Genomic DNA, 17,951 nt, shown 5'->3' on the forward strand with positions numbered 1-17,951 from the left:
TTCCGTCCCGGTGCGCCGAGCGTGGTCGCGCTCCCGAAGATGCCTTACAGGCAAACGTTTGCACAATCAAGTGCGAAAAATTCGCCGGTTGTCTACCCCAAGGCGTACCATAGGCTGCTGCGTGCGCAATCGCCCCGGCATTCTGCCACCAAGACAACGATTTTTATATGCGGTTACAATCAGCTCGGTCGTGCAAGCGATTGCATAAGCCGCTGATTTGCGCTAGCGGTTACCGAAGGGCGCGCGACAGCTGAGAGGTTCGGGCGCCAATCGGCAATTGACAAGGATGGAGAGAAACGCCCATGAGCGCGCCCGCCACGAGACGATCTGCTTTCGCGACCTCGCCCTCGAACCCGGACATCAAGGAAATTCAGACGATTCCGGAGCGGAAGGCCGACATGCCCTATGCCCCGGCGATCCGCGTCGAGAGCCCCTGCGGACTTCTGTTCATCTCGGGCGCAACGCCGTCGCCGCTCTATCACAAGCATCCGCACCAACTCGCGGAGCATGATCATCCCAACTCGATCATCGATCAGACCCGTCGTGCCATGGAGACGATCAAGACCATCCTCGACCACGAAGGGTTGACCTGGACCGACATCGTGAAGGTGACGAAATATCTCACTGACATTCGCGATCAGGACGGCATGGTGGCTGTGCTCAAGGAATATTTTGGCACATGGACACCAGCAAGCACGACGATCTGCATCAATCAGCTGTCAACTCCCGGCGCACGAGTCGAACTCGACATGATCGCCGCTTTTCCCCGGACAACCGATTGATGGGCGCGGCGGACGTCCTACCCATCCTGCTCGCCGTCGTTCTGGCCTGGGCAGGCAGCCTGAACCTCGCAGCTCCAAAATTCATTCGCGAAGAATTCAAGGAGTGGGGTTACTCGGATCGCCTTCGCAAACTCATCGGGGCGATGGAATGGATCGCAGCCGCCGCCCTCCTGATTCAGCCGATCCGCCTGCTCAGCTGCGCGATCGCCATTGCGATACTGGAGCCCGGATTGAGCAGCGCAAAGATGCGATATCGATGAACGAGCCGCGAAAATTGTGCTCGGAGGCGCAGCAACAAACGAGAGGCTTCGGCCGAGATTAGGGCTTCATGAAATTCTTCGTGTCGCGCTTCCCAATTGGAAAGGTGCGATGCGTCGTAATTTGATCCACGCTCGGTCGCGCGCGAGGCGGTGAAAGGAAGATAATATTCTGCCCTCCCAAACGTCGTCGCCCTTTTGATGCCGGGAACATGTGCCTTGTTGTGACCAAAGATTCGAATCTAAAGGGCGAGTGTGGATCTCGTGAAAGTCGTTAAGACAATATTCGGCCAAACGCGTTTCGGTCGTTGGCGAAGAGCGGGTGTCTTTTGGTCCAGCGAAAGCAATAGCTCGAGAACGGTCTGGCGTTCCGTCCCATGTATCGGAACCTGATCGCGCCGTGCTGATGCTAACGCCGTAGCCGCCGCGCCGTCTTCGTGGCTGATTGGACTGCAGCCGGAGAGGGGAGGGACCGTATTAGAGACGACTTGACGCTGGCGACGTGGTCTCGCATCAGCATCTCGGCACGCCAGGGCTCGCGTCCGACGATCGCCTCGAAGATACGATGATGATCCTCGTGCCGGCGGCGAACGTCGCCTTCTTCAAACGCCACGACATTGCGCGGGGACGAGACCGGCACCTGCTGACACAGATACACCATGTCGTTGAGGAGCCTTGAGCCGGCAGACGCATGGATCGTGACGTGGAAACATGCATTGATCCGGCTGTACTCCGATCGGTGCTCGTCGGTGATATGCCCGTTGCGAAGCAAATCGTCGCCGTCCCGGAGCGCCTGTTGTAAGGTACCCATCTCGCTGACGTTCAGCCCGCGCTCGGCGCTGAGTCGCGCCGCAAGGCCCTCCAGCACGGCACGCACTTCATAGGCGCTGATCACTTCGTCGATTGAGAATTCCCGCAGGGTGTAGCCGCGGTTGGGCGTGTAATCGAGCAGTCCCTCCGATGCGAGCTTCTGAAGCGCCGCGCGGACGGGCGTGCGCGAGACGCCCAGCAGCGTCGTCAGCTTGACTTCGTGCAGGCGTTCGCCCGGTTCGAATTCGCCGGCAAGGATGGCAGCACGAACTGCCTCGAGCACGGATTCGAACCGAGTGGAGGATGACGTTTCTGGGGCTGGCAGCGCGGCCATACGAAAAGGGTCCGAGACTTGTTTGTACACAATCTAGCGAAGCGTCAGTATCGTTCAAGCGGCGCCTCTCGTCACGTGCGAAGGTGATCTTACGTATATTGGCGCACTTCTGAGCCGAATTGAATATGGATTGATCGTGCTTCGCACAGAATCCCAGCAGAAAATGTATACATTATCTTTGACTCATAGCCAAAATGTATTGCAGAGTGGAAGCAGGCGAGTTCGTCTCCTGCCCAACAGGGATGCCAAGGAAGCGGCACATGAATCTCGGCGTCGACCAACCCAAGGCTGCGATTATCGCGATCGATTTGCACCGCGGTCATCTCGATATGGACGTCGCGACAATGCCGACGTCGCCCGAGGTTGCCCAGCGGGTGATCGCGGCCAACAAGCGCCTGTTCGATTGGGCGCGTAGCGCCAATATTCCGGTGGTTCACCTGCTCACGCAGTATCGCGATGTCGCCGAAATCGCCTCCAATCCGTTCTGGCGAACGCGCGCCGAGGATCCCGAGGCGACGCGCAAGAACGTGCTGCGGCACAATATCGCCGGGATGCCGGGTGTTGCGATCATCCCCGACCTCTATGACCGCGAACGAGACCTCGTTGTCGACACGAAGAAGCGCTACGATTGCTTCCTCGGCACTGATCTCGATTTCACGCTGCGCGCGCACGGCGTCAACACGCTGCTGATCGCGGGGGTCAACACCAATTCCTGCGTGCTCGCGACGACGACTGCAGCCAATGTGCGCGACTATGCCGTGATCGTCGTGAAGGATTGCGTCGAGACCATGGATGGTCCGGCGCTGCATGAGGCGGGCCTGCTCTGCATCCGGACCGCGTTTGGTTTCGTGCTCGACACCGGTGAAATCCAGCGACTTGGCCTCTTCGGCCCGGCCGCCAAAAGCGCTGCTTAGGATCCGTGATGACATCGTCCGCGTATGCTTCGGATCTTCCAGTTCCGGTCGTCGCGGCGGCTTCGCTGCCAATCGCGGGGTCGTCACAGCGCTTTCCGGTGCGCCGGATCTATTGCGTCGGCCGGAATTATGTCGAGCATATCCGCGAAATGAAGGAAGGCGACGAGCGCGACCCGCCTTTCTTCTTTCAGAAGCCGGCTGACGCACTCGTTGAAGACGGAGCTGTCATGTCCTATCCGGCCGATACGGAGGATTTTCAGTTCGAGATCGAACTCGTGGTCGCGCTCGGCGCCGGCGGTTGCAAATTGTCGCGCAACAATGCGCTGGACAGCGTTTTTGGTTACGCGGTCGGCATCGACCTCACGCGCCGCGACCGGCAGCGCGAGATGCGGGCGAAGATGCTGCCGTGGGAACGGGGCAAATCGTTCGACGCGTCAGCGCCCTGCGGCGCCATTCATCGCGTTACTGAAGTGGGGCATCCCGCGCGCGGTGCCATTACGCTCGACGTCAACGGGCGCGAACGGCAGCGCGGCGATCTTTCGCAGATGATCTGGAACGTGCCTGAGATCATCGCCAACTTGTCGTCGTCCTATCGCCTCGCGCCTGGTGACCTCGTGATGACGGGCACCCCAGCGGGCGTCGGGCCTCTTTTGCCCGGCGATCGGGTCACCGGAGCGGTCGAGGGCGTCGGCAGAATCGCCATCACCATTGGAGCGCGCGAGACGTGAACATGCTGCCTACCGACCGTCTGGCCTATTCGTCGATCGCGGACCGCCCGCCGCTGGTGCTTCCGGATGCTGCGCGCGTCGCCGTCTGGGTGATCGTCAATGTGGAGGAATGGGACCCGAAAGAGACGATGCCGCGAACGGTGCTGACACCGCCGGCTGGTGGCGCGCCGATGCCCGATATCCCGAACTGGGCCTGGCATGAATACGGCAATCGCGTCGGATTCTGGCGCATGCTCGATGTGCTGGACGGCTTCGGTATCAAGGCGGCTCTCGCCATCAACGGCAAGGCCATCGGCACGTATGAGCCGATCGCGAAGGCGGCGCATGATCGAGGCTGGGAGTTTATCGGACACGGCTTCGGCCAGAAGAACATGCAGAAGGTCGCGGATGAGCGCGACGATATTCGCAAGACGCGCGACGCGATCCGCGCCTATACGAGCAAGAATCCGCGCGGCTGGCTGGGTCCCGGGCTGACCGAGACCTGGGAGACGCCGGATATCCTGGTGGAGGAAGGGTTCGACTACGTCTGCGACTGGGTGCTCGACGATGAGCCCGTGGTCCTGAAGACCCGCACGAAGCCGATCGTGAATGTGCCGTACACCCAGGAATGCAACGACGTGGCGATGATGCTGATCCAGCATCACAAGGCATCGGAATATCGGGATCGTGCCATCGACCAGTTCGACCAGATCTATGCCGATGCCAAGACTTCATCCCGCATCATGGCGCTGGTGGTTCATCCTTACATCATGGGAGCGCCGCATCGGCTCAAATATTTCGCGGCCGCAATCGAGCATATCAAGCGTCATCCCGATGTGAAATTCTGGACTGGAGAGCAGATTTACGACTGGTACCTGTCGCAACGTCCGAACGCACTGAAGGATCAAGCTCCGGCATGATGGGGATCAATCTCTTTCAGATCCTGAACGGCCTGACCTTCGCGGCGCTGATCTTCATCGTCGCGTCCGGCTTCACATTGATTTTCGGCTTGCTGCGCATCGTCAATCTTGCTCACGGAGCACTCTATCTGGTCGGAGGCCTCGCTGGCTATTCGGCGGCCAAGGCCAGCGGAAGTTTCGTGGTGGGCGCGTTGGCTGCGATGGCGCTGGTCGCAGCCTTGGGCGCGGTGCTCGACCGCGGCCTGCTGAGCTTCGTGCGCGGCGTCGAATTGCGCCAAGTCCTGCTCACGCTTGGCGTCGCATTCATTCTCAACGACATCTCGCTCGTGATCTGGGGCGGAGACACGTTCTCGGTGCCGGTCCCAGCGGCGCTGAGAGGCGCCATGTGGATCGGCGGCGTGATGTATCCGAAGTATCGCATCTTCGTTCTGGTTCTCGGCCTGCTGGTGTTTACCGCGCTGTGGCTGCTCCTCAACAAGACGCGGCTCGGCGCGCTGATCCGCGCAGGTGTCGATGATCCCGAGATGGTCGAAGCCATGGGCATCAACATCCGGCGGGTTTTCCTGGGCACATTCATGCTCGGGGCGGCCCTGGCAGGTCTCGGCGGGGTGGTCGGTGGCGCCTTCCTGACCCTCTATCCGAGTGCCGACGCCGAGATCCTGGTGTTCTCGCTCGCGGTTGTCATCATCGGCGGACGCGGCAGCCTGGTGGGCGCTGCCCTCGGCGCATTGTTGGTTGGCCTGTTGAATGCGATCGGGCAGGTGATGTTTCCGGAACTCGCCTACTTCGTCATTTTCGGGCCGATGGCGGTGCTGTTGGCATTCCGGCCACTGGGCCTGTTCGGGAGGGCAGCGTGAGGTCGGCTTCGTTGACGCCGGCTGCATCGTCGCCGGCTCCCTTGCTTCGCCGGCCTCGCGCCGTCGGCTGGATCGCGATGGTGCTGCTGGCCCTCGCAGTGCTGCCTGCCGTCTTGCCGAGCTACCAAGTCTCTGTCGTCACGCAGGTCCTGATTTTCAGCGTCCTGGCGATGTCGATCGACATTCTCGCGGGCTTCGCCGGGCGCACCTCGCTCGGCCATGGCGCGATTTTCGGCGTCTCCAGCTATGTCGCGATCTATTGGAGCTCGACGCTTGGCGGCGACATCTGGATCGGCATCGCCCTCGGCATTCTGGCGGCGACAGCGCTTGCCGGCGTGTTCGCGGCGCTGGCCATCCGCACGTCAGGCGTCTATTTCCTGTTGCTGACGCTGGCGCTCGGCATGATCGTGTGGGGCGTCTGTTTGCGCTGGACGGCGGTCACGGGCGGCGAAAACGGGCTGCGCGGTGTCGGTCGTCCCGCCTTCATCGCAGACCATGCCAGCTTCTATTACGCCGTGCTGATCATTGTCGCGCCACTGACCTGGCTGATGTGGCGGCTCGTCCACTCGCCGTTCGGGCTGACCTTGCGCGGAATCCGCGATTCCGAGAGCCGCATGCGGAGCCTCGGCTACAACGTTCCGCTCCATCTGTTCGTGGCCTTCGTGCTGTCCGGATTCTTCGCGGGTGTCGCCGGAGGCCTCTATGTCTTGTTCAACAATTTCGTCAGTCCCTCGACCGTGCAGCTGTCGCAGTCGGTCTCCGCTCTGCTGATGGCCATCACCGGCGGCGTCGGCACGTTGCTTGGTTCCTTTGTGGGAGCTGCCGCCATCATCGTCCTGGAAAACGCCGTCAGCGCCTACACCGCGCGGTGGCCGAGCGTGCTCGGGATCGCCTTCGTGCTCATCATGATCTTCGCGCCGGAAGGCGTGGTCGGCCGCGCGCGCCTTCTGCTCGCACGCCGGCGTTCCCGTTCCTCGAAACCAGATCATTCCGGAGGTTAGACGATGGACCGCAGACGCTTCCTGAAAACGACAGGCCTTACGCTCGCAGCCGGCACCGGCGTTCTATCCGCGCCCTTCGTGGCGCGTGCCCAGGCGGCGCCGATCCGTATCGGCCTGATGGCGCCGCAGACCGGTGTCGTCGCGGCCGGCGGCCGCGAGATCATCGACGGCTTTTCGCTGTTCTGGGAGAGCGCAGGCAACCAGGTGGGCGGCCGCAAGGTTGAGATCATCGTCGAAGACGACGCCTCCAATCCGGATACGGCGCTGCAGAAGGCGCGACGTCTCGTCGAGCAGGCCAAGGTCGACATGCTCTTTGGCAATCTTCTGGCAAATACCGGCCTTGCCGTTGCCAATTACGTCAAGGGCAACGGGACGCCGTACTTCATTCCGGTGATCGCGGCCGACGATCTCACTCAGCGCGCCAGGATCAAGAATGTGATCCGCGCCGGCGGTTACAGCGCCAGCCAGTTCTCGCGGCCTCTTGCGGACTGGGCGCTGAAGCAGGGCTATCGCAAGGTCGCGATGATCTCCCAGGACTACACGTTTGGCCACGAGCAGTGCGGCGGCTTCGCCCAGGCGTTCACGGAAGGCGGCGGCACGGTGGTCGGCCAGTTCTGGCATCCGCTCAACACGTCCGACTTCAGCCCCTATCTTGGTCAGGTTGCGGGTGTGAAGGCCGACGTGGTGTTCGCAATGCAGACCGGCGCCGACGCCACGCGCCTGATCCAGCAATATGCGAGCTTTGGTCTGAAGGATCAGATACCCCTGCTGGGGTCGCAGAACGCAACCGACCAGTCCGTCATCCGGACGATGGGCGCCGAGTGCGAGGGGATCGTCACCTCCGCCCATTTCGCCGAGGGTGCCGATCTCCCGGCGACCCAGACGTTCGTCAAGACCTATTCCGACAAGTTTAGCAAGATCCCCTCGCTTTACGCCTTTTCGCATTATGTCGGTGCGATGTGGGTGGCCAAGGCGATCAACGCGATCAACGGCAAGGTCGAAGACCGCGATGTCTTCCTCGACACCGTCCTCAAGACCGACCTTCCCGACAGCCCGCTCGGCAAGCCGGTTCGCTTTGATGACTACGGCAATCCTGTCTACGACGTCGTCATCCGCAAGACCATGAAGAACAAGGACGGAAAATTCTGGAATGTCCCGATCGGGGGCTATCCGCAGGTGTCGCAGTTCTGGAAGTACGACCCCGCGACCTACATGAAGCAGCCGCCCTATTCGCGGGATTTCCAGGGCATCAAGAAGACCTGAGACCAACATGGCGGCCGGCTCGCCGGCCGCCATGTTCTGCCAATTGATGAGAAAGCGCGTGCCTGACACCATCCTCAAGCTCGACCACGTCGGCGTCTCCTTCGATGCGTTGAAGGCGGTTGACGACGTGACCCTGCGGGTCAGGCGCGGCGAGCGACGAGCCATCATCGGTCCCAACGGCGCCGGCAAGACCACGCTGTTCAACGCCATCACGGGTGTAGTACCGCCGACGTCCGGCCGCGTCGAATTCGATGGACGCGACATCACGAGGATGCCGCCGCACCGCCGAGCCGCTTGCGGCATCAGCCGCACCTTCCAGATCACCAATCTGTTTCCGAGCCTGACGGTCGAGCAGAACATGCAGCTCGCGCTTTGCGGCCTGACGCCGCGCAAATTTTCGCTGCTTGGTTCGGGCGGGCTGACCGATACCGAACGCGATCAGGCTGACCGCGCGCTGGCTTTGTCGCGGCTCGGTCCACGTGCAAGATCGCTGGTGAGCGAATTGTCTTATGGCGAGCAGCGGCAGCTCGAGATGGCAATGGCGCTGGCGCCTGGTCCCCGGCTGCTTCTGCTCGATGAACCGGCGGCCGGCCTTTCCCCGGCCGAGCGTGTCATCGTCGCCGACGTCATCCGCAGTCTCCCTGCGGAGATCACCATCGTCCTGATCGAGCACGATATGGACCTGGTGCTCTCGCTGGTGGACTGGGTAACCTGCCTCAACAACGGCCGGTTCCTGGCTGAGGGGGCACCGGCAGAGATCCGCGGCAACGCCGAGATCCAGGATGTCTATCTCGGCAAGGCACACCGTCATGCTTGAGATCCGGGATCTTCACAGCTTCTATGGCGAGGCCCATGTGGTGCAGGGCGCCTCGCTCACGGTGCGCGACGGCGAGGTGGTTGCGCTGCTCGGCCGCAACGGCATGGGCAAGACCAGCCTGATCCGCTCGGTGATGGGCCTGTCTGCGCCGCAGGTGCGGCAGGGCAGCGTGGCATGGAAAGGCGAAGTCCTGACCGGGATGAAATCGCACGAGATCGCCGGGCGCAAGATCGCGCTGGTGCCGCAGGGGCGGCGGCTCTTTCCCTCGCTCACAGTGACCGAACATCTCACCATGATCAAATCCGCCCGCGCGCGCAACGGCTGGACCGTCGATCGCGTCATGGAGCTGTTCCCGCGGCTGGCCGAGCGGCGCCAGCACCGCGGCAACCAGCTCTCGGGCGGCGAGCGGCAGATGCTCGCCGTGGCGCGCGCGCTGATGATCGACCCTGAGCTCATCCTGATGGACGAGCCCTCGGAAGGACTGGCGCCCGTCATGGTCCAGCATCTGGAAGGCATCATCGCACGGCTGAAGGAGGCGGGTCTGGCGATCCTGCTGGTCGAGCAGAACCTCTACAGCGCGCTTGCGGTTGCAGACCGCGTCTATGTCATCGAGACCGGAAAGATCGTCCACGAGGCGGATGCGTCGGCCCTGGTCGATAATCCCCAATCGCTCATACGCTTCCTCGGCGTGCACTGAGGCCCGACTGCATGAAGATCGATATCCACAGCCACGTCATTCCGGATCGCATCGTCGGCGCCATCGCCGCCGATCCCAAGCGCTTCCGCGCGCGCATCGAAGGCGAGGGGCCTGCGCGCAAGATCATTCACGACCAGGGTTATGTCTATCCTTTGTTCGAGGAGTTTCGCCAGACGGAGGCCAAGCTCGACGCCATGGACCGCAAGGGCATCGACATCTCCGTGATCTCCCCGGCGCCGCCGATGTTCTATTATTGGGCCGATGCCGACCTTGCGCTCGAGGTCGCCGGCCTCGTCAATGACGGCGTGGCCGACATGGTCGGCGTCAAGCCCGCCCGATTGCGGGGGATGGCGACTGTGCCGATGCAGCATCCGGATGCCGCCGTCGCCGAGCTCGAGCGCGTCGTTCGTGCCTACGGGTTCAAGGCCGTGGAGATCGGCACGTCGATCGAGGGTGCGCAGCTCGCCGAGGAGCGTTTTCGTCCGCTGCTGCGCCGCGCCAGCGAGCTCAACGTCTTCGTCTTTGCGCATCCCTATTATGTTGGCGCCAAGAGCGGGCTCGAGAACTACTATCTCACCAATCTCATCGGCAACCCGCTGGACACGACGGTGATGCTGGCCAATCTCATGTTCTCCGGCCGGCTCGATGAACTGCCCGACCTGAAGCTCGTTCTGGCGCATGGCGGAGGCTTTGCGCCGTACCAGATCGGACGGCTGGTCCACGGACACGCAGTGCGCAACGAAGCCAAAAGCATCAGCAAATCCTCGCCGAAGGACCTGCTCAAACGGATCTATTTCGACAGCCTCGTTTTCGAACCGCAGGCGCTGCGCTACCTCATCGATCTCGTCGGCGCCGATCATATCTGCATCGGAACCGACGCCCCCTTCGATATGGCCGACGTCGATCCCGGTGCGACGATCGAGGCGGTGCCGGCGATCACACCGTTAGAGCGTCAATGCATCTGCTGCGACACAGCGCTGAAGCTGCTGTGCGAAGGTTAAGAGGGAGGAAGAAATGTCAGAGCCCGTCGGCAACAGCCTCCGCAATCGGCTGCCCTATGTCCCGATTCATCGCAGGCCGGCGCTAAAGCTCCCCAACGATGCGCGGGTGGCGGTGTGGACCATCGTCAATGTCGAGAACTGGAGTCCGAATGGCGCGATGCCTCGCGCAGTGCTGCCGCCGCCGATGGGACAGCCGCTGCTGCCCGACGTCCCCAACTGGGCCTGGCACGAATATGGGATGCGTGTCGGCTTCTGGCGTTTCCTGGATGCACTGGGCAGCCGAAATCTTAAGGCGACGTTTGCGCTCAATGGCTCCGTCTGCGAGCTTTATCCCGAAGCATGCGAGGCGGCGCGGGACGCGGGATGGGATTTCATGGGTCACGGCTTCGTGCAGAAGCCGATGCACAAGGTCGAGGACCAGAAATCGGCGATCGCCGACACGATCGCGGCGATCACGAAATTCACCGGCAAGCCGCCCCGCGGCTGGGAAAGCCCGGGCCTCACCGAGACCGACGAGACGCTGGACCTGCTCGCCGAAGCCGGCATCGAATATGTCGCCGATTGGGTGCTGGACGAGCAGCCGCTCCCGTTGAAGACGCGCCACGGCGACATCATCTCCGTTCCCTACACGGTAGAGATCAATGACGTCGTCATCAGCGCGGTCCAGCAGCAGCCTTCGGACGAAATTTTGCGCCGCGGCCGTGATCAATTCGACCGGCTCTATCTCGACGGCGCCAAGGCGCCGCGCGTCATGGCCATTTCCATCCACCCGTATCTGACCGGTGTGCCGCACCGGATCAAATATCTCGAGATGCTTTACGACTACATTCTTGGCCACGACCGCGTCGTGATGTGGACTGGGGCCGAGATCCTCGATTGGTACCGCTGGCAGGTGCCGGCTTAGGCCAGCGCCGCTGCGGCGTATCAGGACAGGAAATCTTCGATGGCCCGAATGAACGCCTCCGGCTGCTCCAGCGGCGGGCAGTGCCCGCATCCCGGCAATTCACGGTAGGACGCGCCGGGAATCTTATCCGCCAAAAGCCGGCAGAGCGGAGGCGGGGTGGCGGCATCGAGCTCACCGCACACGACGCGGGTGGGTTTGCAGATCGCGCCGAGCTGCGGCGTCAGGTCCGCCGTCATCAAGCTGCGACAAGCCGCGATGAAACCCTGGGGATCGATGCCAAGCAATACGCGTCGTCGCTCGTCGACGGCACCGGGGTGCGCAGCAAGATAAGCCTCGTGGAAGACGCGGTTGGCCGAAATCGTCGCGACCGAACCGATACCTTCGTTCTCTACCTTGGCTGCCATCACCTCAAAGGCTTTGCGGCCTTCCGGCGGAAAACCGGCAGCGACGTCGGAAAGAACGAGTTTGCCGAACTTCGCGCCGTGCCGCAGCGCCATCGCCACCGCGACCGTGCCGCCGAACCCGTTGCCGATCACCACCGTCTGTTCGGACAAGCCCTGAGGCGTGAAGAGCTGGGCGAGATGATCTGCGTAGCCCTCGATGCCCGGCGCGATGCAGGCCGAGCCGTGGAAGCCGGGCAGGTTCACGAGGGAGACGCGAAAACGCTGTGTGAGCCAGGGCAGGACGGGATTGAAGGCCGTTCGGTCAGCCAGAAGCGAATGAACGACCAGCAGATCGGGACCCGAACCGGCCTGAACCGCCGTCAGGCGACCTGCGGCGAAGGCGACTGGTTTGAACTCCACGTGCGTCTCCTTGGAATATTACGGAAGGAAAATTCGGGTCTACGGCTGTCCCGATCTAGCAAATTCGAGTTCATACTTAAAGTATTTTCAGTGACTTGTCAGCCGAGGTAAGAAGTCTATAATATATCAGATGAACGAAATTCCATACCAACTGATGCGCGCTGATATCTACGGTGTTCTCCGCCGGGAGCTGTTGAGCTGCGCCATCCGGCCCGGCGCCGAGATCAGGGACGCCGAGATCGCCGAGCGTTTCGCGGTGTCTCGCTCGCCGGTCCGCGACGCGCTGCTGCGGCTGGAGGCCGAGGGCCTCGTGGTGATCAGCCCGCGCAAGGGCTATCGGGCCGCCCCGATCTCGATTGCGGACGCGCGGGACCTGTTCGAATTCCGCGCTATCCTCGAACCCGCTTGCGCGGCGAGCGTGGCATCCGAGGCGACCGACGAAGCTCTGCGCGGCCTCGATCGCTTTTGTTCCATGGACGGGTTCGCTGCAGGGGCAGCGGCTGCGGAGCCGACGTTCGTGCAATACAACCGCGAGTTTCATCTGGCGATCGCGGGTCTGTGCACGAACCAGCGCATGCGCGAGGCGGCCATCGATCTGATCGAACAGTTCGATCGTCTCGTCATTGTGAGCATCAGCAGCAGCGAGGCCGGCGGCCAGCAGGAGGCGCTGATCGCCGAGCACTGTGAGATCATCACCGCGCTGCAGGCGCGCGACGGCAAGCGGGCCGGGCGCATTCTGGCGCGCCACGCCGGCCGTGCGCGCAAGCGTGTGTTGTCGGCGCTCTCGCGCTCGCCGATCGTGCCCTAGGGAGCAGCGATGAAAGCGCCTCCCTTCACCTATCACGATCCGCGCAGCCGCGATGATCTGATCGGCTTGCTCGCAGAACTCGAGAACGCCAAGCTTCTGGCGGGTGGCCAGTCGCTGGTGCCGATGTTGAATTTCCGTGTGGTCGCGCCCGACCACCTGATCGACATCAACCGCATTCCGGATCTCGCGGGCATCCGCCTTTCCGCGAACGCCGTTGTGCTTGGGGCCATGACGCGGCAGTGGGATCTGCAAGCATCCGCGGACCTCGCCGCAACGGCTCCGATCATTCGCGAGGCGCTGGCTCATGTCGGTCACTTCCAAACCCGTTCACGCGGCACGATCGGCGGAAGCTGTTGCCATCTGGATCCAGCGGCGGAATTGCCGGCCCTGTGCGCGCTGTTCGACGCCGAGTTCGACGTCGCCGGTCCAAACGGCGCACGCATCGTGAAGGTCGGCGACTGGTTCAAGGGCTATCTCGAGTCGGCGCTCGAAGAACGGGAATATCTGCAGTCGATAAGATTGCGTCGCTGGCCGGCCGGGCACGGCTACGGTTTCAGCGAATATGCGCGCAGGCGCGGCGATTTCGCCATTGCCGGGGCGGGTGCGCTGCTCGAATTTGCGGAAGATGCTCGCATCCGGCGAGCCGCGATCGTCGTGTTCGGCGTGGAGCCTGGGCCGGTCCGGCTGGTTGAAGTCGAGCAGATACTGGTGGGCCAGACGTTCAGCGAGGCGGTGCTGGCCGAAGCAGCCGCCCAGGCGAGCGCGCTCGATGCCATGGCCGACGTGCATGTCTCCGCCGCTTATCGGCGACACCTGGCCGGCGTCGTGACCCGGCGCGCGCTCACCGAAGCCGCCCGCCCGGCGAGGCAAGCGGTATGAGTGCCCGCAAGATCAATCTGACCGTCAACGGCGAAGCCGTCGAGGCCGAGGTCGAGGCCCGTCTCAACCTTGCCGATTTCCTGCGTCAGGCCATCGGGCTGACCGGTACGCATGTCGGCTGTGAACATGGCGTGTGCGGCGCCTGCACGGTCATTGTGGATGGACGGCCCGCGCGCGCTTGCCTGATGCTCGCCGTTCAAGCCGATGGCGCGAAGGTGGAGACTGTCGAGAGTCTGGGAACGCCGGAGTCGCTTTCGGAACTCCAGCAGGCCTTCCGTGATCGTCACGCGCTGCAATGTGGCTTCTGCACGCCGGGCATGTTGATGACGATCGAGGCTCTTCTGCGCGTCGAAGGCTCGCCGACGCGCGAGGAGATCAGGGACGTGCTTTCGGGCAATCTCTGTCGCTGCACCGGCTATCAGGCCATCGTCGATGCGGCGCTGGATGCCGCTGAAGCGCGCAGGGGGACGCGATGAGCACGCGCTATTTCGGTGCCGCCGTCCCGCGCCTGGAAGATCCCCGCCTTCTCACGGGAAGGGGGACCTATGTCGACGACATCGTCCTTCCCGGCATGCTTCACGCCGTTTTCCTCCGATCGTCGGTTGCGCACGGCCGCATCCGAAGCCTCGATCCGTCGGCTGCGCTGTCGATGCCGGGCATACGGGCGGTCTATGCGATGGCGGATTTTGTCAGCTTCGGTTCAGGGCCTATGCCCACGATGGCGCCTCATCCGCTGCTGAAGAGCCCGATCACCTGCAGCCCGCTTGCCGTTGACGAGGTTCGCTATGTTGGCGAAGCGATCGCGATGGTTCTCGCCGACAGCCGCGCCGAGGCCGAGGACGCCCTGGCTGCGATCGAGCTCGACATCGAGCATCTCCCGGTGGTCGCAAACGCACGCCAAGGCATCGCCGACGGCGCGCCGCGGGCCCATTCGGGCCGGGACAGCAATGTGATCGCCACGCTGCGCGGGTCCCATGGCAATGTCGACGCGGTCTTCGCCGCCGCGGCACATCGGTTCAGCGAGACGTTCGAAATCCATCGCGGGGGCTGCCACGCGATGGAATGTCGCGGCGTTGTCGCGGCACCGGAGCCGCGATCGGGCGAGTTGTCGCTCTGGACCTCGTCGCAGTCGCCTTACATGGTGCGGCGGCATCTGGCGACATATCTCGGCCGCGACGAAGCCGATATCCGCGTCACGGCGCCAGACGTCGGCGGCGGGTTCGGCCCCAAGGCCAATGTCTATCCGGAAGAATTCGCCGTCGCGCTTGCCGCGCTCGCCTGCGGCCATCCGGTCAAGTGGATCGAAGACCGGCAAGAGCACTTCCTTGCCACCACGCAGCAGCGCGACCAGTTCTGGTCGCTGGAGGTCGCCTGCGATGCAGCCGGCCGCATGCTGGGCGTGCGCGGCCGCTGCATTCACGACAACGGCGCCTATGCGCCTTATGGACTCATTCTGCCGGCTACGGCGCTGGCGTCCTTTCCGGGCCCTTACGCCCTTGCCGCGTTCGATCTGTCGATCGACGTCGTGCTGACCAATCTGGTGCCGACAACGCCGGTGCGCGGCGCCGGCCGGCCGAACGCAGCCTTCGTGCTGGAGCGTCTTGCCGATACCATCGCCCGACGTCTGAATCTGCCGCGCGAGGAGGTGCGCCGCCGCAGTTTCGTCCGCGCCGAGCAGATGCCCTATGTCACGGGCGGAAAGATGCGCGACGGTTCGCCGGTCGCCTATGACAGCGGGGATTACGCGAAGGCGCTGTCGCTCGTGGTCGATAAGATCGATGCCGCCGGCTTCGAGGAGCGCCGCGCCGAAGCTGCAACTCGAGGCCGTCTGCTTGGCCTCGGCTTTGCGTCCTGCGTCGAGGATACCGGCCTAGGGCCGTTCGAGGGCGCCTCGGTCCGCGTCACGCCGGCCGGCAAGGTGGTGGTCGCGACGGGTGCTGCGAGCCAGGGCCAGGGGCACGCGACGACGCTGGCCCAGATCGCCGCCGATGCGCTCGGGGTCGATCTGTCCCAGGTGACCGTCAAAGCCGCCGACAGCCGCATCTTTCCGCTCGGGATCTCCACGATTGCGAGCCGCGTAGCCGTCACCGCAGGGTCTTCGGTCGAGATTGCTGCGCGAAAGGTGCGCGACAAGGCCATCAAAGTTGCCGCCCATATACTCGAGGCGGGCGAGCACGATCTGGAGATCGAAAACGGGCAGGTTCGCGTGGTCGGCGTGCCCGACATGAACGTGCCGTTATCGACCATCGCGCGGGTTCTGTCCGGCTCCGCCGGCGTGCCGATCCCTGCCGGCGTCGAGCCGGACCTGGCTGCGACCGGCTATTTCGAAGCGAACCAGCTCGCCTTCGCCTACGGGTCTCAGGCCTGCGAAGTCGAAATCGATCCTGAAACCGGTGATACCCGGATCACCCGCTACGTGGTCGCGCATGATTGCGGACGATTGATCAATCCGCTGATCGTCGATGGCCAGATCAGGGGAGGGGTCGTGCACGGCATCGGCAACGCCTTGTTCGAGCATATGCGGCACGACGAGGCGGGACAGCCGTTGACCGCGACCTATGCGGATTACCTGCTGCCGGGCGCCGCCGAGATGCCGGATATCGAGATCCATCACATCGAGACGCCGTCGCCGCGCAATCCGATCGGAGCCAAGGGCGCCGGCGAGGGCGGCACGATACCCGCGGTGGCCTGTGTGATCTCCGCCATCCAGGATGCGCTCGGGCCAGCGGCGCCCTTCATCACGATGCATCCGGTCTCACCGGAGCAGATTGTGGAATGGATCGACCAAACCAGAAAATAAAATAGGGGGAAACGATGAGTGTGGTGGCAGATACGACGGCTTTGACCGCAGCCTCGGCGACGATGTCGGTTCAGTCAGGTGCCAGGCTCGACCGCTTGCCGATCTCAGCGTTCCACAAGCGAATATTCTGGCTGATCGGAGCCGGGATGTTCTTCGACGGCTACGATCTGTATGTCGGCACCAGCGTGCTGGGCGCCACGCTTTCGAGCAAGTTCTCGACCTTGGCACAGAATGCGCAGTTCGTATCGGTCACCTTCATGGGCATGACGATCGGTGCTCTTGCCGCGGGCTTTCTCGGCGATTCCTATGGACGTCGCTTCACCTACCAGTTCAATCTGCTCCTGTTCGGGATCGCTTCTCTGGGGGCCGCGTTCGCGCCGTCCATGGAATGGCTGATCGCAGCCCGACTGCTGATGGGACTGGGCCTCGGCGCCGAGATCGTCGTCGGCTACTCTTCGCTCACGGAATTCGTGCCTCCAGCGTCACGTGGTAAGTGGCTGGCGCTGATGGCCATGATCGTGGTGAGCGGCCTGCCCGCCACGACCCTGCTTGGCTCGGTTCTCATTCCGTTGGTCGGCTGGCGCGCGATGTTCCTCATCGCCGGCGCTGGCGCGCTGTTTGTCTGGTACCTCAGAAAGGCCCTTCCGGAATCGCCGCGCTGGCTCGAAATCAAAGGTCGTACCGAGGAGGCGGAAGCCATCGTCGCGAGGATCGAGAAGGAGTGTGGTGCGTCCGGCTTGCCGCCATTGCCGCCTCCCGCCGCGGTCAAGAGCTTCAGCGCGGTGGAATTGTTCGGGCCGGTCCTGCTGCCCCGCTTGATCCTCGGGTCGATCGTTCTGATCGTGATCAATACCCTGATCTTTGGCTTCGTGACCTGGCTGCCGACCTTCTTCGTTCAACAGGGCATGACGCTCACGAAGTCTTTCGGCTATACGCTGGTTATGTCGTTCGCTGCTCCAATCGGCTGCGCGCTGGGGAGTGTCCTGGCGGACCGAGCGGGGCGGCGGCGAACGATCGTCGGCGGATCGATATCTACGATCGTGTTCGGGCTGATCTATCCCCTGCTCTCCGATCCCGTGGCCTTCGTCGCCATCGGGTTCTGCCTGCTGCTGTCAATCTATGTCCTGGTCGCGCTCCTCTACGGCGTCTACACCCCCGAATTGTTTCCGACCGAAGTCCGGCTCCGCGCCAATGGCATTTGCAACATGCTCGGACGCGGTGCGACCATTGTGTCTCCGTTCATCGTACTCGGATTGTTCAAGGCCTATGGCATAGGTGGTGTGACATCCCTGATGATCGGCCTTCTGTTGATCCAGATCGTCGCGGTGATGGCTTGGGGGATAGAGCCGGCAAAACGGGGGTTGGAGGAACTCGCCGAGGGGCGCTAATTGTTTCAC

Annotated in this window: 20 protein-coding genes; 17 read left to right on the plus strand and 3 right to left on the minus strand. The window is 63.0% G+C overall.

Going from position 1 to position 17,951, the window contains the following annotated elements; translation table 11 throughout:
- Window positions 1-302 precede the first annotated feature (302 nt).
- Window positions 303-782 carry a RidA family protein gene (locus A5906_RS21765; RefSeq protein WP_080137375.1) on the plus strand — a complete coding sequence of 160 codons (480 nt, stop codon included), beginning with the start codon at window positions 303-305 and terminating at the stop codon, window positions 780-782.
- Entirely contained in the window at window positions 782-1,042 is a 261-nt protein-coding gene (locus tag A5906_RS21770; protein WP_161495416.1) for a DoxX family protein, read from the plus strand. Before A5906_RS21765 ends, A5906_RS21770 begins: the two co-directional genes overlap by 1 nt.
- 406 nt (window positions 1,043-1,448) lie before the next feature.
- Here the strand turns inward: A5906_RS21770 and A5906_RS21775 are convergent, their stop codons facing one another.
- Complete coding sequence (locus A5906_RS21775; protein WP_080137376.1) at window positions 1,449-2,183, minus strand: GntR family transcriptional regulator; 735 nt, start codon at window positions 2,181-2,183, stop codon at window positions 1,449-1,451.
- Between the two features lie 260 nt (window positions 2,184-2,443).
- Here A5906_RS21775 and A5906_RS21780 point away from each other — a divergent pair, with 260 nt between their 5' ends.
- The 3 genes from A5906_RS21780 to A5906_RS21790 are packed head-to-tail and all read left to right on the plus strand — an operon-like array spanning window position 2,444 to window position 4,724.
- Complete coding sequence (locus A5906_RS21780) at window positions 2,444-3,097, plus strand: cysteine hydrolase family protein (protein WP_161495417.1); 654 nt, start codon at window positions 2,444-2,446, stop codon at window positions 3,095-3,097.
- A gap of 8 nt (window positions 3,098-3,105) precedes the next feature.
- Window positions 3,106-3,825: a fumarylacetoacetate hydrolase family protein gene (locus A5906_RS21785; RefSeq protein WP_080137378.1), complete on the plus strand. Its 720-nt coding sequence runs from the start codon at window positions 3,106-3,108 to the stop codon at window positions 3,823-3,825.
- Window positions 3,826-3,827: 2 nt separating this feature from the next.
- Window positions 3,828-4,724 (plus strand): polysaccharide deacetylase family protein, encoded by an 897-nt coding sequence (locus A5906_RS21790; RefSeq protein ID WP_080137379.1) that lies wholly within the window; start codon window positions 3,828-3,830, stop codon window positions 4,722-4,724.
- Here the strand turns inward: A5906_RS21790 and A5906_RS45995 are convergent.
- Window positions 4,709-4,840: a hypothetical protein gene (locus tag A5906_RS45995; protein WP_283807716.1), complete on the minus strand. Its 132-nt coding sequence runs from the start codon at window positions 4,838-4,840 to the stop codon at window positions 4,709-4,711. The two genes, A5906_RS21790 and A5906_RS45995, sit on opposite strands and share 16 nt — an antisense overlap.
- Here A5906_RS45995 and A5906_RS21795 point away from each other — a divergent pair.
- From A5906_RS21795 to A5906_RS21825, 7 genes are read left to right on the plus strand one after another with little or no spacing between them, the layout of a single operon-like run.
- Window positions 4,802-5,581 carry a branched-chain amino acid ABC transporter permease gene (locus tag A5906_RS21795; RefSeq protein WP_245326845.1) on the plus strand — a complete coding sequence of 260 codons (780 nt, stop codon included), beginning with the start codon at window positions 4,802-4,804 and terminating at the stop codon, window positions 5,579-5,581. The genes A5906_RS45995 and A5906_RS21795 overlap by 39 nt on opposite strands.
- The gene (locus A5906_RS21800; protein WP_136615397.1) at window positions 5,578-6,582 is read left to right on the plus strand and encodes a branched-chain amino acid ABC transporter permease; all 1,005 of its coding nucleotides are present in this window, start codon (window positions 5,578-5,580) and stop codon (window positions 6,580-6,582) included. The genes A5906_RS21795 and A5906_RS21800 overlap by 4 nt, the downstream gene beginning before the upstream one ends.
- A gap of 3 nt (window positions 6,583-6,585) precedes the next feature.
- On the plus strand, window positions 6,586-7,845 hold the full coding sequence (locus A5906_RS21805; RefSeq protein ID WP_080137382.1) for an ABC transporter substrate-binding protein: 1,260 nt from the start codon (window positions 6,586-6,588) through the stop codon (window positions 7,843-7,845).
- Between the two features lie 58 nt (window positions 7,846-7,903).
- Window positions 7,904-8,662, plus strand: a complete 759-nt coding sequence (locus A5906_RS21810; protein ID WP_201723793.1) for an ABC transporter ATP-binding protein — start codon at window positions 7,904-7,906, stop codon at window positions 8,660-8,662.
- Window positions 8,655-9,359 (plus strand): ABC transporter ATP-binding protein, encoded by a 705-nt coding sequence (locus tag A5906_RS21815; protein ID WP_080137383.1) that lies wholly within the window; start codon window positions 8,655-8,657, stop codon window positions 9,357-9,359. Before A5906_RS21810 ends, A5906_RS21815 begins: the two co-directional genes overlap by 8 nt.
- Window positions 9,360-9,370: 11 nt before the next feature.
- The gene (locus A5906_RS21820; protein WP_080137384.1) at window positions 9,371-10,360 is read left to right on the plus strand and encodes an amidohydrolase family protein; all 990 of its coding nucleotides are present in this window, start codon (window positions 9,371-9,373) and stop codon (window positions 10,358-10,360) included.
- A 13-nt stretch (window positions 10,361-10,373) separates the two neighbouring features.
- A complete protein-coding gene (locus A5906_RS21825) occupies window positions 10,374-11,264 on the plus strand; it encodes a polysaccharide deacetylase family protein (protein WP_080137385.1) in 891 nt (296 codons plus the stop codon).
- Between the two features lie 20 nt (window positions 11,265-11,284).
- Here A5906_RS21825 and A5906_RS21830 read toward each other — a convergent pair whose 3' ends face one another.
- Window positions 11,285-12,067 carry an alpha/beta fold hydrolase gene (locus A5906_RS21830; protein ID WP_080137386.1) on the minus strand — a complete coding sequence of 261 codons (783 nt, stop codon included), beginning with the start codon at window positions 12,065-12,067 and terminating at the stop codon, window positions 11,285-11,287.
- A gap of 130 nt (window positions 12,068-12,197) precedes the next feature.
- Between A5906_RS21830 and A5906_RS21835 the strand changes: the two genes are divergently transcribed.
- Genes A5906_RS21835 through A5906_RS21855 form a run of 5 tightly spaced genes read left to right on the plus strand, consistent with a single transcriptional unit; the run spans window position 12,198 to window position 17,942 of the window.
- Window positions 12,198-12,875, plus strand: a complete 678-nt coding sequence (locus A5906_RS21835) for a GntR family transcriptional regulator (RefSeq protein ID WP_201723794.1) — start codon at window positions 12,198-12,200, stop codon at window positions 12,873-12,875.
- A 9-nt stretch (window positions 12,876-12,884) separates the two neighbouring features.
- Window positions 12,885-13,754 carry an FAD binding domain-containing protein gene (locus tag A5906_RS21840; protein ID WP_080137388.1) on the plus strand — a complete coding sequence of 290 codons (870 nt, stop codon included), beginning with the start codon at window positions 12,885-12,887 and terminating at the stop codon, window positions 13,752-13,754.
- Window positions 13,751-14,230, plus strand: a complete 480-nt coding sequence (locus A5906_RS21845) for a (2Fe-2S)-binding protein (RefSeq protein ID WP_080137389.1) — start codon at window positions 13,751-13,753, stop codon at window positions 14,228-14,230. Before A5906_RS21840 ends, A5906_RS21845 begins: the two co-directional genes overlap by 4 nt.
- On the plus strand, window positions 14,227-16,554 hold the full coding sequence (locus tag A5906_RS21850) for a xanthine dehydrogenase family protein molybdopterin-binding subunit (RefSeq protein WP_080137390.1): 2,328 nt from the start codon (window positions 14,227-14,229) through the stop codon (window positions 16,552-16,554). Before A5906_RS21845 ends, A5906_RS21850 begins: the two co-directional genes overlap by 4 nt.
- A gap of 14 nt (window positions 16,555-16,568) precedes the next feature.
- Window positions 16,569-17,942, plus strand: coding sequence for an MFS transporter (locus A5906_RS21855; RefSeq protein ID WP_080137391.1), 1,374 nt, complete (start codon window positions 16,569-16,571; stop codon window positions 17,940-17,942).
- The last annotated feature ends 9 nt before the right edge of the window (window positions 17,943-17,951 follow it).

This window comes from Bradyrhizobium sacchari (assembly GCF_002068095.1).
In the GTDB taxonomy this organism is placed as follows: Bacteria; Pseudomonadota; Alphaproteobacteria; order Rhizobiales; family Xanthobacteraceae; genus Bradyrhizobium; species Bradyrhizobium sacchari.

Bases quoted from the DNA above. Each gene is read 5' to 3' on its own strand.
- A5906_RS21765 (WP_080137375.1), top strand. From the start codon at position 303: ATGAGCGCGCCCGCCACGAGACGATCTGCTTTCGCGACCTCGCCCTCG.
- A5906_RS21770 (WP_161495416.1), top strand. From the start codon at position 782: ATGGGCGCGGCGGACGTCCTACCCATCCTGCTCGCCGTCGTTCTGGCC.
- A5906_RS21775 (WP_080137376.1), bottom strand. From the start codon at position 2,183: ATGGCCGCGCTGCCAGCCCCAGAAACGTCATCCTCCACTCGGTTCGAA.
- A5906_RS21780 (WP_161495417.1), top strand. From the start codon at position 2,444: ATGAATCTCGGCGTCGACCAACCCAAGGCTGCGATTATCGCGATCGAT.
- A5906_RS21785 (WP_080137378.1), top strand. From the start codon at position 3,106: ATGACATCGTCCGCGTATGCTTCGGATCTTCCAGTTCCGGTCGTCGCG.
- A5906_RS21790 (WP_080137379.1), top strand. From the start codon at position 3,828: ATGCTGCCTACCGACCGTCTGGCCTATTCGTCGATCGCGGACCGCCCG.
- A5906_RS21805 (WP_080137382.1), top strand. From the start codon at position 6,586: ATGGACCGCAGACGCTTCCTGAAAACGACAGGCCTTACGCTCGCAGCC.
- A5906_RS21815 (WP_080137383.1), top strand. From the start codon at position 8,655: ATGCTTGAGATCCGGGATCTTCACAGCTTCTATGGCGAGGCCCATGTG.
- A5906_RS21820 (WP_080137384.1), top strand. From the start codon at position 9,371: ATGAAGATCGATATCCACAGCCACGTCATTCCGGATCGCATCGTCGGC.
- A5906_RS21825 (WP_080137385.1), top strand. From the start codon at position 10,374: ATGTCAGAGCCCGTCGGCAACAGCCTCCGCAATCGGCTGCCCTATGTC.
- A5906_RS21835 (WP_201723794.1), top strand. From the start codon at position 12,198: ATGAACGAAATTCCATACCAACTGATGCGCGCTGATATCTACGGTGTT.
- A5906_RS21840 (WP_080137388.1), top strand. From the start codon at position 12,885: ATGAAAGCGCCTCCCTTCACCTATCACGATCCGCGCAGCCGCGATGAT.
- A5906_RS21845 (WP_080137389.1), top strand. From the start codon at position 13,751: ATGAGTGCCCGCAAGATCAATCTGACCGTCAACGGCGAAGCCGTCGAG.
- A5906_RS21850 (WP_080137390.1), top strand. From the start codon at position 14,227: ATGAGCACGCGCTATTTCGGTGCCGCCGTCCCGCGCCTGGAAGATCCC.
- A5906_RS21855 (WP_080137391.1), top strand. From the start codon at position 16,569: ATGAGTGTGGTGGCAGATACGACGGCTTTGACCGCAGCCTCGGCGACG.